The 15,876-nt window shown below is 59.1% G+C and carries 8 protein-coding genes and 1 pseudogene; 7 read left to right on the top strand and 2 right to left on the bottom strand.

Translation table 11 applies throughout. The features are described from left to right. The first annotated feature begins 45 nt into the window (after positions 1-45). From QX010_RS18600 to QX010_RS18575, 6 genes are all read left to right on the top strand, one after another. Positions 46-3,189 (top strand): tetratricopeptide repeat-containing protein, encoded by a 3,144-nt coding sequence (locus QX010_RS18600; protein WP_316181047.1) that lies wholly within the window; start codon positions 46-48, stop codon positions 3,187-3,189. Positions 3,190-4,476: 1,287 nt separating this feature from the next. Further along, complete coding sequence (locus QX010_RS18595; protein ID WP_315804660.1) at positions 4,477-5,010, top strand: hypothetical protein; 534 nt, start codon at positions 4,477-4,479, stop codon at positions 5,008-5,010. Further along, positions 5,007-6,419, top strand: coding sequence for a mannose-1-phosphate guanylyltransferase/mannose-6-phosphate isomerase (locus QX010_RS18590; protein WP_316181045.1), 1,413 nt, complete (start codon positions 5,007-5,009; stop codon positions 6,417-6,419). Before QX010_RS18595 ends, QX010_RS18590 begins: the two co-directional genes overlap by 4 nt. Positions 6,420-6,748: 329 nt before the next feature. Beyond that, positions 6,749-7,231 (top strand): A24 family peptidase, encoded by a 483-nt coding sequence (locus QX010_RS18585; protein WP_316181044.1) that lies wholly within the window; start codon positions 6,749-6,751, stop codon positions 7,229-7,231. A gap of 1,767 nt (positions 7,232-8,998) precedes the next feature. After that, positions 8,999-13,582: an RHS repeat-associated core domain-containing protein gene (locus tag QX010_RS18580; protein WP_316181042.1), complete on the top strand. Its 4,584-nt coding sequence runs from the start codon at positions 8,999-9,001 to the stop codon at positions 13,580-13,582. Then, positions 13,569-14,051 (top strand): hypothetical protein, encoded by a 483-nt coding sequence (locus QX010_RS18575; RefSeq protein ID WP_315783590.1) that lies wholly within the window; start codon positions 13,569-13,571, stop codon positions 14,049-14,051. Before QX010_RS18580 ends, QX010_RS18575 begins: the two co-directional genes overlap by 14 nt. A 112-nt stretch (positions 14,052-14,163) precedes the next feature. Here QX010_RS18575 and QX010_RS18570 read toward each other — a convergent pair whose 3' ends face one another. Next, on the bottom strand, positions 14,164-14,427 hold the full coding sequence (locus tag QX010_RS18570; RefSeq protein WP_315804663.1) for a hypothetical protein: 264 nt from the start codon (positions 14,425-14,427) through the stop codon (positions 14,164-14,166). 750 nt (positions 14,428-15,177) lie between these two features. Here QX010_RS18570 and QX010_RS18565 point away from each other — a divergent pair. Next, positions 15,178-15,570, top strand: a pseudogene (locus QX010_RS18565) (NAD-dependent epimerase/dehydratase family protein); the annotation flags it as partial. On the opposite strand, the gene QX010_RS18560 reads toward QX010_RS18565, so the two are convergent. Next, positions 15,567-15,722: a hypothetical protein gene (locus tag QX010_RS18560; protein WP_316181040.1), complete on the bottom strand. Its 156-nt coding sequence runs from the start codon at positions 15,720-15,722 to the stop codon at positions 15,567-15,569. The pseudogene QX010_RS18565 and the gene QX010_RS18560 overlap by 4 nt on opposite strands. Positions 15,723-15,876 lie beyond the last annotated feature (154 nt).

The following is a 15,876-nucleotide window of genomic DNA, read 5'->3' as shown; positions in this document are numbered from 1 at the left end:
TGTAGGAGGCTGCCACTCGAACGATGCGACTCAAAAGGTGCCAAGTTGCTGAGCTCGACATTCCGCAAGAGATCCTCGGTACTCGCGCTCGCCGGACGACGGATCGATGGAGCTGATACCGCTCCCTCACGCTTTCCGCCCGAAAGCATCCCGGTTGTACGCCAACGACTTGCCGACCTGCTCACCAGAGAAAGCGTCGTCACCATCGTCAGCTCCGCCGCCTGCGGCGCTGACCTCCTCGCACTCGAGGAGGCGGAGCGTCTCAGTCTACGACGTCGAATTGTCGTGCCGGCTCCGCTGGAGCGATTTCGACAAACCTCCGTGATCGACCGACCGGGCGATTGGGGCCGGCTATTTGACCGTCTCGTCTCGGCTGCCGAAGCAGCAGGAGACCTGATCGTACTCTCCGGCAATCACACCAGCGACGCTGCCACCTATGCCGCCGTGAACGAAGCCGTGATCCGCGAGGCCAGGACGCTTGCAGGAGAGGGTGCTCTGCATCGGCTCGTCGCCGCAGTTGTCTGGGAGGGGTCAGCCAGATCCGAAAGCGATATAACCGGTCAATTCCGGAAATTGGCGGCGGAGGCAGGGTTTGAGGGGCGGGTCATTCTCACGCGCTCTGCAGCCAACGAAGCACAGGAGTACCTGCGAGGCCATCAGCTCCCGCCCGAGCGGGTGAAGGATTTGGTGGTCCGCCTGAAGAACGAGGACAGGTTCGGCGTGGCGCGGAAAGTCCTTGCGAGAATTCGTGAAGAGTCGACCTCTGAAGTCGCTCTTCGGGTTTGGTTTGCCCAGCAGCACGCGCTGTGCACCTACAAAGATCCTGATTTGCCCGTATTGAAGGCTCTTGATCAAGCGCTTGCGATCCTCAAAGGAACCTTCGATATCGCGAACACCTCCGACCAGGAGACTCTCGGCATCATGGGCGCCATCTGTAAGCGCCGCTGGCAGGCCACCGGGCAAAAGGACCAACTGGAACGTTCATATCACTACTACCGTCGTGGCTTCGATGTTGGTCCGGAGAAGGATTATGGCTACAGCGCGATCAACGCTGCGTTCGTTCTCGACCAACTTGCCGACATCGAATCATCTGAAGGGACGCCATCGGTCGAGGGACGCCGAATGGAGGCCAGGGCGATACGAGAGGCCGTCGTGGCGAAGCTGTTACCGTTGCGCACGACAGACCCCACGCTCAACAACAACTGGTGGTATCTTGTCACGCTTTCCGACGCGCTGTTTGGACTCGGCAGGTACGACGAGGCCGAGAGCTGGCTCTCGGAGGCCAAGGCCCTCCCAAGCGTCCCTGATTGGGAATTCCGGAGCACCGCCACGCAGCTTGCGACGCTCTGTCAGCTCCAGAACCGAGGCATCCCATCACCGAACGAGCCCGTGGTAGCGAAGGCTGCGAAGGCGCTCGACGCTTTCGTTGGTTCCGCCGCCGCACGCGAAAGCGCCTTTATTGGAAAGGTCGGCCTGGCCCTGTCCGGTGGCGGCTTTCGTGCTTCGCTCTTTCATATCGGGGTGCTTGCAAAACTGGCCGAGCTCGATGTCCTGCGCCGCGTGGAGGTCCTTTCGTGTGTTTCCGGTGGCTCAATCATCGGCGCTCACTACTACCTTCAGCTACGGGAGACGATGGAGACCGAGGGGCTGGAGAATCTGAACGAGATCGAGCTACGCGATGCGTACATTAGGCTCGTTCGGCGCGTAGCGGCGGATTTTTTGGCCGGCGTGCAGACAAATATACGGATGCGCGTATTTGCCAACCCTCTACCGCTCCTGCGTTCAATCGTTAGCCGCGCCTACACGCGAACGGTTCGACTAGGCGAACTCCTCGAGGCCCAGCTCTTCGCAAGGGTGTGGACGAACGCAGTGAGTGAGCGCAAGCCGAAGGGCCCGTTGCTTCTCAAAGATCTGAAAATCCAGCCTTACGGAGGAGAAGAGGATTTCGAGCCGAACAAATACAACTGGCGTCGTCAAACAAAAGTTCCAGTATTGATACTCAATGCCACGACGCTGAATACGGGACATGCTTGGCAATATACGACGAGCTTCATGGGTGAGTCTCCTTGGGGAATCGATCCCAATGCAGACGGCACGAACCGGCTCCGGAGAATGTACCATAGTGAGGCGCCACCAGAGCACCGAGCGACCTGCCTCTCTCAGGCTGTTGTTGCTTCTGCGTGCGTGCCCGGCCTCTTCGAGCCAATCAGAATCGATGGTCTATATCGTCTCGAAGAACGAGGTAAAAAGTCCGAGCCACTTATACTGAGACAGGTCGACGGCGGAGTGCACGATAACCAGGGGATCGCGAGCCTCTTCGAACAAGGCTGCAGCGTTGTTCTCGTGAGCGACGCCTCGGGACAAACCGCATTTGCGCCAGATCCTGGTGGGGGCACGCTAGCGTCGCTAACGCGGAGCAATTCCATTCTTATGGAACGCGTTCGACAGGAGCAATATGCCCGCTTAGAGACCATGGAAAGAGGCGGCCTGCTCAAGGGAATGATGTTCATTCACCTTAAAAAGGATCTCGATGTCGTACCGATCGACTGGTTGGGATGCGAAGAACCGCGCGATGATTCAAACCAAACAGACGAACCGGTGACCGAATACGGTATTCGGAAGCGAGTTCAGGAACTTCTTGCAGGGATTCGCACTGACCTTGACAGCTTCTCCGAGGTCGAGGCGTACGCCCTGATGGCCAGCGGCTATCGCATGACCGAGTACTACTTACCTCAAGTTCAGGTCCTCCCCATCCACACTCAAGAAAGTGTCGAATGGGACTTTCTGGCCATTGAGTCAGTGCTACGAGATTCCATGACCTCGGACAAAAACTACAGATACCTATTGCGACTGCTCGGAAGTGCAGGCAGCCGGATGTCTAGAATCTGCTCGCTGTGCCGTGTTCTACCTCTGATCATCTCTCTTACTGCCGCTGCAGGAATTGTGCTGGCAGCCGCTTGGCTAATCCATAACGGCGGACCCGCCACAATAAACATCTCGGTGAACGGATGGGTGATTCCCCTGCTTGTTGTTCTCGTGATTCCGCTCGCATCACCTTCAGTTCGCGAGCACGCGGGTCGAATATCGATGGGCATTCTCAGCCTCGTCCTCTGGATCCCCGCGCAATTCCATCTCAGGGTGACTGATCAAATTTTCCTAAGGATGGGTCGGCTAAATAGGTTGCAATAGAATCCGAGTTTCTGCGCGCTCCGTCGATGGAGAAGTTGTTGCAATCAAGGGGACCTTTCATCTTCGAGCTCGAATCGCCGTAACAGTGCACATTTCTTCCAGACTCGGATTCCATCGGCCAACGCATTCCCGGTCTGCACAAACTGCCCGTCGTGCCACTCTGCCGCAGTGATTCCGCTTGCGCCGTCGGGCAAATCACCTCCACATTTCTGGCCATCCCGCCCGCACTGAGAGGGGCGTATCGCGATCGTCACGGGACGTTGCGGCGGGGAGCGGTGGCCGCGGGGCGACGCAGCATCTCGATGGGGTGCGGACGAACGTCGTGCCGCGGACGGTCAAGCCGTGTGGTCCCGACACCCCGACGCTGGTGTCTTGGTCGGCGACGACGTCGATGACGGGGGCAAGCAAGCCCGGTCCCCTGGGAGAGCACGGAGCAGCCGTTCAAACCATCGCGCAGGGAAGGCCGGGTTGTTTCCGGCTGAGCCTGTGGTTCCTGCCCCGTGCACTTCTTTCGCACGGGGGCCATGGGTGCCAGTCGGCACTTGGCCTTCCCTGCGCCCTCTCACCTGAAGAGGACGCCAAACTGCAGCACAGCTCGGGCCTGACAGGCCGCGGGATCGCGGCGGCATGGGCGTCAGCAAGGCTGCGACGTGCGGCAGGCTGTTTGACAGGGTTGATCAGGAGATCAGAGAACGTGGCTCAAGCACGAGTGGGGCTCAAACGCCCGGCTTCGCCGGACACGCTTCGCCCTTCGGGCACTAGCGCGGCTGCGCCACGCGTAGCCCGAAGGGCGAAGCGTGGTGCCCAGGGGCGGAATCGAAAATTTCTGTATCAGCATGATTAATATGATGTTTTTCGCGCGCCAAAGGCATCGTGTACCTGCCAGTGTACCCGACGATCATCTCTCCTCCGCCACAGTTTACCCCCCGCTCTGGCCTGAGCTACGTGGAGAATCTCCGCTGGCTGATCGATGAAGGCCCCCGCCAGTACGCGCCGAGAGAATGTTCTCGCGCTGGCCATGATGCGTCCTGCGAATTCGAGCTCACTGGCCCAAAAAGACGCGAGCGAGCCGCGATCCAAAGAGGGGAGTCAGAATGCACCCCCACGAGGGCGACTTTGGCTCTTAAGGTTCCGAGGTCGAGTGCGCGACGCGCAACTCCCCTCATAGCGGGCCGGACTTAAGGCGATGCCGCGGCGGAGACCGCCCCCTTGCGGTACTGACGCCCCAGTGGCTAAACAGCCGCGGGGTGGCGTCAATGGCCTCGCAAACAACCGGAACACCAGTTTATGTCCCATGGACTGATGATCGCAGCGATAGGCGGTGCTTATGCCGGCTCGCCGGTCGCGGCAGCGTTCGTGCAAGCCGGCCAGCCCGCGATCGGATTTGACATCGACGTCGTCCAAATGGCCAAGCTAGAAGACGGTAGGGACAGCAGCTATGAGATCCCGTCGGCCGCTCTGAATCGGCCGGACTTGCACTTCACCAGCGATCCGAGCGAGACGGCCGCCGATCCGAGCGAGACGGCCGCGGCTGCTTGCGTCTTCGTCACCGTTCCGATCGACAGTGCCCACCAAGCCGATCTGGGCTCGATGCTCCCGGCCACGCGAGCCCTCGGGAAGGCGCTTGAGAAGGAGATCGGCCGTCCGCGCATCATGAAGATGTTGCCGATGCAGCCGGAGACGTCGAGACCAACTATGCTGATGTCAGCGATCTCGAGCGCGACATCGGCTTCCGGCCGGCAACCTCGATCGCCGACGATAAAGGACATTTTGCAAAATGGTACCGCGACTACCATCGGATTTGACGGGTTGATTTCATGACCGGACGCATCATTCCTCTCATCATGTGCGGCGGCGCCGGGACCCGGCTCTGGCCGGCCTCGCGCGAGGTCAGGCCGAAGCAGTTCCTGCCGCTGTTCGGCGCCCATTCCACATTCCAGGACACGCTGCTGCGCGTCTCCGATGCCGATCTTTTCGAGCGGCCGATCATCATCACCAACCTGGCCTATCGCTTCATGGTGCTGGAGCAACTGGCCGAGATCGGCATCGAGGCCGACGTCCTGCTGGAGCCGATGCGGCGCGATTCAGGCCCGGCCATCGCCGCCGGAGCCGCCTTCGCCCAATCGCGCCATCAGGATGCCGTCGTGCTGGCGCTCGCGGCCGATCACGTCGTTCGCGACACCCCGGCTTTTCTCGCGGCGTGCCGCCAGGGGCTAGCGGCCGCTGAGGCCGGCCGCATCGTCACCTTCGGCGTCAATCCGGAGCGCGCGGCCACCGAATACGGCTATATCAGCTCGGGTGCACCGGTATCCGGGGAAGTGCGGGCGGTCGCAAAATTCGTCGAGAAGCCGGATCAGCCGACCGCCGAGCGCTATATTCGCGAAGGCTATCTCTGGAACAGCGGCAACTTCATGTTCCGCGCATCGGTGCTGCTCGACGAATACCGCAAATTCGATGCCGCCAGCGTGCAGACGGTGACCGACGCGGTTGCCAAGGCCGGCCGCGACCTCAGCTTCATCATCCTCGACTCCGACGCCTTCGCCGCGGCCAAGCCGATCTCGATCGACTATGCCGTGATGGAGAAGACCGAGCGGACGGCCGTGGCCCCGGTGTCGTGCGGCTGGTCCGACGTCGGCTCCTGGCATGCCGTCTGGGAACTGTCCGACAAGGACGGGCAGGGCAACGCCGCGCGCGGCACCGCCGTGTTCGAGGATTCCCGCAACTGCAACGTCGTCACCGACAAGGCGCTGGTCGCGCTCGAAGGCGTCGACGATCTCGTCGTGGTGGCGGCGCAGGATGCCGTGCTGGTGTCGCGCCAGCGCGATGCCAACGGCTTGAAGCGGCTGGTCGCCAAGCTCAAGACCGTCGCGCCGGAGGTCACCGAGGCGCACATCAAGGTGCACCGGCCCTGGGGCAGCTATCAGTCGGTCGACAATGGCGAGCGCCACCAGGTCAAGCGCATCATCGTCAAGCCCGGCCAGCGGCTGTCGCTGCAGAAGCACTATCACCGGTCCGAGCACTGGATCGTGGTGCGCGGCGCGGCGCGGGTCACGGTGAACGAGACGGTCCAGACCGTGCACGAGAACGAATCGATCTACATTCCGATGGGCGCGGTGCACCGGCTGGAAAACCCGGGCAAGATCCTGCTGGAACTGATCGAGGTCCAGACCGGGTCCTATCTCGGCGAGGACGACATTATCCGTATCGAGGACGATTACCGCCGCGAGTGAGGCGGGGTCTCGCCGCGAATCACGCGAGCCGAGCTAGGGGCGATGTTCGGCAAGCCGCTGGCCTGCCTCCTGACTTTGACGCAGAACACGACCAAAACATCGGGCAGAAGCGAAGTCGTGACTTCCCGCATTGACACTTGAAATGAGGGGATAGCGTGAGTGATTACTCAGGGTTATCGAGCACTCGGACGCGGAGATTTTGTTGGCAATATGAATCGCCTGTTTCACGCGCGGGGCGCGAAGGTGATTTTCGCAATCAAATGTGAACTGTGCGGATTCTGATTCGACTGCATCCAGCACGATCTCCGCGCGCAGCTCATTAGTACGCGATGACCGGACTTGGGGTAGCTACGGCTTGTCTGATCTTCCTACCAGGCCTTGTGGTTTTGCTGGCTTGGATCGATTTCAAGCGCAGAACAATACCCAACGCGCTGAATGCGACGATCGCCCTAATTGGGGCGTTTCGGGCAGCTGCCCTGGGCGGATTGCCTGCCCTCGTCGAAACAATTCTCCAGGCAATGATCGTCGCTGCTGCCGTCTGGCTCCTACGCTGGCTCTATTTCGTCATCCGAAGGCAGCAGGGCCTGGGACTAGGCGACGTGAAGCTACTGACTGCGTCGACTTTCTGGGTTGGTATGGTCGGCATCCCTCTCCAGTTGTTGTCCGCCTCACTATCGGCGCTCGCGGTAGTCGCCACCCTACATGCGGCTGGCTACTCCGTCACACGGAGGAGCGCGGTCCCGTTTGGACCATTTCTGGCTTTTGGGCTGCTCGTCACCCTTGCTGCGCAGGAAAGTCGATGGCTCGTTTGATTCGTATACATCTGGGCACCCGCAGGGGGGATTCTGCCAGCCCTGGGCGTTTGAACCATCAAGCTTAGAACGTCGTCAGTCTCGGGAATAGAGCTGAAGGTCGATCGTGCACCCGCCACTCGAGCAGTGGAGTGCTTGCTGCATGGCGCTTTGGTCTCCTCAGTGGCGCCGATGCGCAGCTGCCGTTCTCGGTTACAACATCGACCATTCGGTCAGCGTATTCGTCAACACTGTTGGCTACTCAACGGCTCGTATAACAATCGCACTCCGATGATGACATCCTGCCTGACACTCTTGAGGCAGCTGACAGATCGGCAGTCAAACCACAGCTGATCCTGAACCCAGGCAGGGGGTCCATACCGGCGGCTGCTTCCTCAAAGTCACCAACGCTTCCCTTATACTCGATCGAGAACATGAGCCCATTGACGGACCAGACTGTTGCATCCAACGCCCCCAGGCCGTTCATCTCGATGCTCACCGTAGCCAAAAGCCGCCTCTCTCTTGTTGGGGAATGCGATAATTCCGTCGAAGCTCGGTCGTCCGTTTGACATCCTGTAGAAGTCCACCTCAACGCCGTTTGGCAGCCGTTGGACCTTGTTGATAGCCTGAACCTGACGATCCCACAAATCTCGAATTTGATCATCCAGCCGCGCTCGCACACAATCGAGAACCTGCTTCTCAAGCGACGATAGGCGCGAATTAGCCCCAGATAGCCAGGCGAGAAGAGCTCTGATTACCTGCATGAGCAATCGCCCCCGCCGCTTCCCAACTCAACGCCCCCACGCCGGCGCCCATGCCCTTGCAGACTTTTGGAATGCGATCCCACAGCTTGAAGACGGTCGGCATCGGCTTCCGAGCTGCCCAATCTGCTAGAAATTGAGACATTTCCTCGTTCGGACGTCCTGCAACGTTTCGGCGCCGCCGCGGCCCGTCGCGCCTTGCGTCCAAGCGAAGCATTGGCGTACGAGATGATGATAACCGTCAAGAACCCTCGATAGTTCTCGTCCTGAAACTGAAACATGCCCACGTCTCCGGTTTAGCGAGCGCCTCAGTGCAGGGAAATCCCGGGCTGACGGATTCGATATCGACGCCTATGACAACGATCTGCCGCGCCTGCGCGAACTAACCAGGGAGCTCATTGCGTCGCTGGTGGACAGCACCAAGCTGATACAGAGCGTCCAGGCATCGTATCAGAACGTCGGCCGGACCTCACTCACACGGCGATCGAGGTATGTCGCAGGCCGGCCTGCTTTCAACCGCGTGCCTCAGCGACGGCTTGGGCCATGCGGTGAACCGATTTGACCCTGCGAACCTGCACCCCCAAGCGATCTGCGTCCTCCTAATCCATCGACGACTCTTTGATCGACTTGATCACGAGGGCCTCGCCTCCTCAAGGGTTAGGACTCGCGACTTGAACAACTGTAGCCGCACAACCAAAAGTATCGACAGGGTCAGCCACCCCAGCACGATGAACTCAGAAACCGAGCGCCCCCGCAGCCTGCTGCACCACCAACTCCCCCCGCGAAATCACACCTTCCCTCGGCCTGGTCTCAATGATCCGCTCAAGCCTTTGGCCCCGCAGCCTTCCGATGCCGCCTTCGGACTCCCGCCGTCACCAACTTTCGGCGATAGCTCCTGCAATCATTCAGACCAATTCTAGCGGCTCGCCCTAAAGTTGTTGATAAAGCCGCACGACCGTTGAAGGTATAATGCGACTTCTATCTTATGCCCCCGTAAATCTACGGGGAAGCAGGCGAGGGGCATGGGATGTCGTCAGCGATCGGAGCGGCGGGACAAAGAGCGATCGAGCACTCTACAATCCAGTATTTCGTATCCTCTTGGATTAGAAATACCGATTCTGGCTGTACTTTTAGCTTGAAGGTTCTTGCTCCAATTTTCCAGATGCTTCTTGGGGCGGCGCGTCATTTTCGTTGCCTGGGACGAGCCTGTTTCATTCTCGCGTGCGCCGCAACCGCAGCCGATGCAAACCCGCAATTGGGATATCCGATCGTCGTCAACAATATCCCTCTGACTACCCAATACGTCACCGAGCCAGCTGCGGCTTGTCAGCTCGCAGCTTTGTACCCGCAATATATCATCATCGGCTTTTACGATTATGACGTTCATTTGCCGTTGAAATTCAACGGCGTCGAGGTTCGCCCGAACGGCAGCCTTATATGCTACGTTGCCGACGCCACCCGAGTGGCGTACGAGATCAACATCACATCGCCCGACTGCGTCTCCGGCTACGCGCTGCAGAGAGGGGTGTGCACAAAGGATCCGAGCCGCGGCCCCCCGAACAGCCACGCACCCGTGCCGCAGAACAGCCCCGATCCGTGCACAACTGATCCGAGCGTTGGCAATCCGATCTCACTCTCGGGATCTTCGAAGTCAGAGGATGCCGTCGACTTCATGTCGGGGGGAGCGCGGCCGCTCGGGCTTGTACGCCACTATCGAAGCCGGGGAACGCCGGGCCAACGGCTAGGCACGGCACGGTGGCACTTCGACATCGAGTACGAGATACTCGTTGGCAACACCGTCGCTGTGTTCTCGCCAGACGGCGTCGAATACGATTTCTACCAGCCGACGCCGGGGGTCTACGCGAGCGTCTATAGCGAATCGAAAGTATCGCTGACGAGCTCTGACAATGGCGGCACGAAGTTCTTCTCTTTCAAGGACGAGAATGATCGAACGGTCATTTTCATACAGAGCGGGAATACCTATTGGCCCAAATCGATTACGGAAAGGAACGGCGTCAGCAAGGGTATCATCGCCAACACAGCCGTACATCCCACGCGAATCGACTCCATAGGATTCGCCGATTCGAGGCATATCGATTTTCGCTACGAGACGAGCGCCTCGGGAACCCCTCTCCATGTCTCGACCGCAACGTTTTACACCTATGCGCAGAGCACAGGCCCCACTGAATACTTCAAGATCGACTACGGATATACGAACGGCAACCTGACGACTGTCACGAGGTCGGAAAAGAACAACGGAGTATGGCAGCAGCTCGATGTGACGACGTATCACTACGAGAACACGACCTTTCCGGACCTTCTCACCGGAGTGACTGACGCCCGAGGCGTACGTTACGCAACTTGGGCCTACGATCCGGATGGGCGACCGATCTCCAGCTCGCACGCGGGTGGCGCAGACCTGACCACGGTTGTTTATGACGATGCTGCCGTGACCCGTACGGTCACCAATGCTCTTGGAAAGCAGGCTACCTACTCGTTTGCAAAGCGAGAGGGAACGATGAAGTCAGCAGGAGTGGCCGGCCAGGCGACCACCAATTGCCCCGCTTCAGCCCGATCCGTCAGCTACAATACGCTTGGGCAGGTCAGTCAGGTCGCCGATGACGAGGGACGCGTCACAGCCTATACGAGGGATTCTTACGGACGCCCGACCTCGATCGTACGCGGAAGTGGCACCGCAGCGGCGACTACCACGGGTTTCGTGTACGACAACACCTTTAATGTGGTCGCGCAACAGGTCGAACCTGGCCTGACCACGACATACATCTGGAGCACAGCCGGCCAGCTGTCGCAAGTGACCCAGACCGACACGACGTCGCAGACGGCGCCGTATTCGACCAATGGACAGACGCGGACCTGGACGTTCAACTATACCGGGACGCTGCTGACGAGCGTTGACGGCCCCCTCCCCGGCCCAGGCGATACGGTCTCTTTCTCATACGATGCCAACGGCTATCCTGCCTCCTACACAAACGAGATCGGACAGGTCACGATCATCAACTCGGTCAATTACCGCGGACAGCCGACGCTCGTCACCGATCCCAATGGCGTCACCACCAGCCTTACCTACGACGCGCTCGGCCGACTCCTGACTGTCACAGTCGACCCGTCGGGATTGGCCGCGACGATGTCGCTGACATACAATGCAGTTGGCGATGTCACCAGAGTGACGCGCGCCAACGGAGCCTATCTGTCTTATACCTATGATGATGCGCGGCGGGTGGTTCAGATCCAGGACAATACTGGCGCATCCATCTCACTGACGCGCGATGCGATGGGCAACGTCACAGCGCGACAGATCAAGGGATCTGACGGAACCATCCAGTTGGCGCAAACGGCCGTATTCGACGAACTCGGCCGACTGTTGAAGTTCATCGGGGCTTCAAAGCAGACCTGGGTTCACGGCTACGACAAGACCAACAATCGCGTCTCGATCACCGACCCGCGCTCGAATGTCTTCGGATGGTCATTCGATCCGCTGAACAGGTTGGTCAATTCGAAAGACGAGGAGGGCAATAGCGAGACGGTCACCCTCGACGGCAGAGATGAAGTAGCCAGCTATCGCGACCCACGCTCTCTCAACACCACTTTCGTGCGGGACGGCTTCGGCGACGTAATCCAGCGAACGAGCCCTGATACAGGCACGACCACCTATGTCTACGATGCCGCTGGTCAACCGACGCAAATGACTGACGGGCGTGGCGTCGTTACCAATCTGACCTATGACGCAGCAGGGCGCTTGTTGAGCAAGCAATATCCGGCTGCACCGGGCGAGAACGTAACACTAACCTGGGATGGGACATCTGGCGGAAGCAAGGGCGTTGGGCGCCTGACACGGATCGACGACGCCTCCGGGAGCATCGAGTGGACCTTCAACTCGCTTGGACAGGCCATTCAGGAAAAGAAGACAACAGCCGGGATCGTCTACCTCGTTGGCTATGCCTATGATCTCGACGGCAATCTGACCCGCATCACCTATCCATCCGGCCGGATCGTCAACTATTACCGCGGTGCAACGGGGCTCGTGAACACCGTGACGCAGCAGCCGGGCGCCGCAACTGCCGAAATGCTGCTCGCTAAGTGGGTGACTTACCAACCCTTCGGTCCATTGCAGTCGCTCTCGTACGGCAATGACCTAATCCTGTGGAAGACATTCACGCAGGACTACAATTTGAGCACCTTCGTGGTCGAGCAGGGATCGAATTCGGTCATCAACCGCGCCTATACCTACTGGTACGATGATTTCGACATCACCAATGTCTGGGACAACAATGTCGCCGGTCGGACCGACAACTATGTCTTCACTCCTGGTCATCGGCTACAGAATGTCTACGGGGACTGGGGGACGCAGACCTATTGGCAGGACCCGGTCGGCAATCGGACCGGCGACGTCTTTACAAATGGCACAACCACCACGACAAGAGTTTTGGGCTATCCGTACAACAGCAATCTCTACGTCGGCACCACTGAGGGCACGAATACGCTGCGGAGCGTCACGAATGACGGAGCCGGCAATATCGTCACTGATGTCAGGGGCACTACGACCTACAACTACCGCTATAATAATCGTAATCGGCTCGATCAGCTCACAATCGGCACGACGGTGACCGCGAGCTACGTCTATGACGGGCTCGAGCGGATGGCCGTTCGGACCACCCAGAATATGACGCCATCGACTACGAACCACTATATCTATGACAGCTCTGGGCGGCTATTGGCCGAGGCAGGCGCGAACGGCACGTCGCAGCGGGAATACGTCTGGCTGGATGATACACCCCTTGCGCTTTTTGCAGATCTGGACACGGCAACGCCTAAACAATGGTACGTGCATCCTGATCATCTCGATCGCCCGAGCAAGATGACCGACGCAAACCAGACCGTGGTTTGGGACGCATGGTACTGGCCTTACGGTGAGGTCCGCTCGATCACCGGAACCGCAAGCAACAACCTGCGATATCCGGGTCAGTATTTTCTCGTCGAGTCAGGGCTTCACTACAACTGGCATCGGCATTACGATGCATCGATTGGGAGATACACGCAGGCAGATCCGCTTGGGCTCGTCGCAGGGCCGAGCCTCTATGTATACGCTGGCGGGAATCCTGTCTCTTTTACAGATCCGACGGGAGAATTCGCGTGGGGCCTCGCTTTTGCCGCAGCAGATATTGGACTTCAGCTCTACGAGAACGGCGGAAACTGGCGGTGCATTAACCTCGGAGAGGTTGGACTCAGCCTCGTCGGGGGGGGCCTCGCTGGCGCCTTGGAGAAGGGAGCGTTCCGATTTAAGGATTTTGGGAGTCATACTTGGAACGCGACACGCAAGTGGATGAACAGGGAAGGCATTCAGCTTCTCGGGGAAGGGCAGGCGAGACATCATTGGCTATTGGAGCGGAACCAAGGCATAGGACGGATGGTACCGGATTGGATTAAGAACCAGCCCTGGAACACCAATCCCATCTCCGCGTCCCTCAATTCGACGCTCGCGCAGTATCCCGAGCTGGCTTGGGTGGCTGGCCCCGGATGGTCTAAGAGCCTAACGATCGGCGCAATTTTAGCGGGCACTTCACCCCGGGGAGGCGGATGTGACTGCAGATAGTGGGCCACGTACCTTGCTGTTCTTTGATGAGAGAAGAGAAACGATCCTGCCATATAGCAGCGATGCGTTCAAAGTCTCGACGGGTCCGAGAGAACGGGTCCTTGAGCGCTATCTCGGGGTAATTGTTTTGGATCGTGACGGGACAATCTGGCGGATTGATGAGATTCGCTTCGAGCATCTTTGGGGTGAAAGCCGTTGGCGAAGGATATTCAGCTTTGTGAATGGTGGGACCAGGAAGATATCGGTAACTCTGCGCCAGGCGCCTGAAATTCGCTTTAATGAGATGCGGCAGCGCGCCGTCGACTATATAACAAAACGTCCCGAACTCATTGAGCAGTACTTTGACAAGACGGATCCTGGACAGACTGTAAGTCAAGCGGCCCGGTCGTCAACGGCGTCAGAGCTGTTTGACGCCCTGGGAGCACCGGCGCCGTTAGACTGCCTCGACGCGCTCATTGCTGGGTCCTGATTCCTCCAAAGAACCAACATGACTTCACCACTACATGGCAGTGAGACGGCGGTTAACGGATGGACCGGCTCATCCCAATGATGTTGATATTTGTCGGCGACCGAATCGATGGCTAATGACGGAAAAGGTTAGACATGCGCTGAGACGGGTCGTTCAATTGAGAATCGTCCCAGCGCTTGAGCAGCGAGGATTCCGGACGATCCCGCTTACGGGCGGCGATGCGCGGAGCCGGGAGATTCGTTCCGCATTCCCATTTGGGAGACTGCGGCGCGAAGGCATTCAAGGATTTCAGATCGTCGAAATCCAGCTCGACAAGTGCGGCCGCCCCGCGTTTCGCCTCAACCTTGGCATCGTCCCTCGAGAGGGGATTGTCCATGCGTCAGGGCGCATCCCTGCAGAGGACGTATGGGTCCAGTATCTCGAACAATACTTCCAGGTGTATCGTCGCCCATTCTTCAGGCGCTGGTTCGATGCGCGGGGGTGGCTGGGTTCGGCGCCAACAGAGGCGGATATCGAAGCGACCGTCGATGAGGCCGTTACCTTGATGCCTGAAATCGAGGAGGTGTTCGTCAGTGGAACTTGTGGTCCGCACGTAAGATGCGTGGGAGGCTAGCCGCGACCATGGTCCAATGCCTCCATCAAAGCGCCGTCCAGCGAGCCGAGCACCTTTGGCAATGCCGCAGGATCTAATCAGGACGGATCAGTGTGAGATCACCTCGAGATTTACACAAAGTACGCGGCAGAGCGAACGCCGTCAAAGCATCGGGCGGCAAGGTTGTGCAATCCGAGACGATGGCTGGCGAACCAACAGTGGGTTATCAGATACCGGCAAAGTTGAACTAGACGCCCGCGTAAAGGTCGAGACGGCCGTCGGCAACACGACGAGACTCGTCGCCAGCTCCCCCGTTGCGCGTCTTTGGTCTTGAGCATTGCAGCGAAAAGGCCGAGCAAATCCGTAGAGCGTCAAGGATGGTCGGTGTTGAGCGACGTCCGTAGGCGCTTCGCCTCGTACGTGTCGAGCAGCGCCATCGATCTAATGTCACTGACAACGCCCGGGAGCTTCCAGCCGAGATTTACGGCGATCGCAGATCATGGGATTTAGCCGACCCCATCCATCGGCGCAAACGCGGCGCTGATCCGCCGCTTCCATGAGGCCAAGCTCGCCGATGCGCCGGAGGTCATGGTCTGGGGCACCGGCACGCCGCGGCGCGAGTTCCTCTATGCCGACGACATGGCGGATGCCTGCGTGCACCTGATGAAGACCTATTCGGACACCGCGCTGGTCGACATCGGCACTGGCGAGGATATCACCATTGGCTACTTCGCCCGCGTGGTTGCCGCCGTAGTAGGCTTCAAGGGCAGCATCAGCTTTGACCGGTCACGGCCGGATGGCACACCACGCAAGCTTCTCGACGTCTCCCGCCTGACGGAGCTTGGCTGGCGCGCGACGACTTCCCTGGAAGTGGGAGTCGGGCTCGCCTATCAGGCATTCTGCGCGAAGCGGCGACGCAGTCGTTAGTCATTATTGGCAAGGGCGAGACCACCAAAGGCCATTCGGCGCTGGATCTCGTTGAAGCTGCCGTAAGCCTCGATCTCAGCAACGATGTCAAGACCCCGATAGTGCCGCGAATAATCCGGATTCTGGGCCTTGCTGAAGTGCTCGGCTGCCATGAGAGCCTCACACTCCTCCGTCCGACGGTTGTTGTTGATAGCGGCGAGCCCCCTGTTCTGCGACGAGACGCGGCTCACTTCACGAGAAAGCGTGGCCTATCAGTGAAGTTCCTGCGGCACCGTGGCTAGCTAGCCTCCCGGTTGCCAGCCGCAT

The sequence above is a fragment of the Bradyrhizobium sp. SZCCHNRI1009 genome (assembly GCF_032487575.1).
Lineage (GTDB): Bacteria > Pseudomonadota > Alphaproteobacteria > Rhizobiales > Xanthobacteraceae > Bradyrhizobium.
Note: the sequence above shows the minus strand (reverse complement) of the source record. Positions and strands in the feature narration are given on the sequence as shown.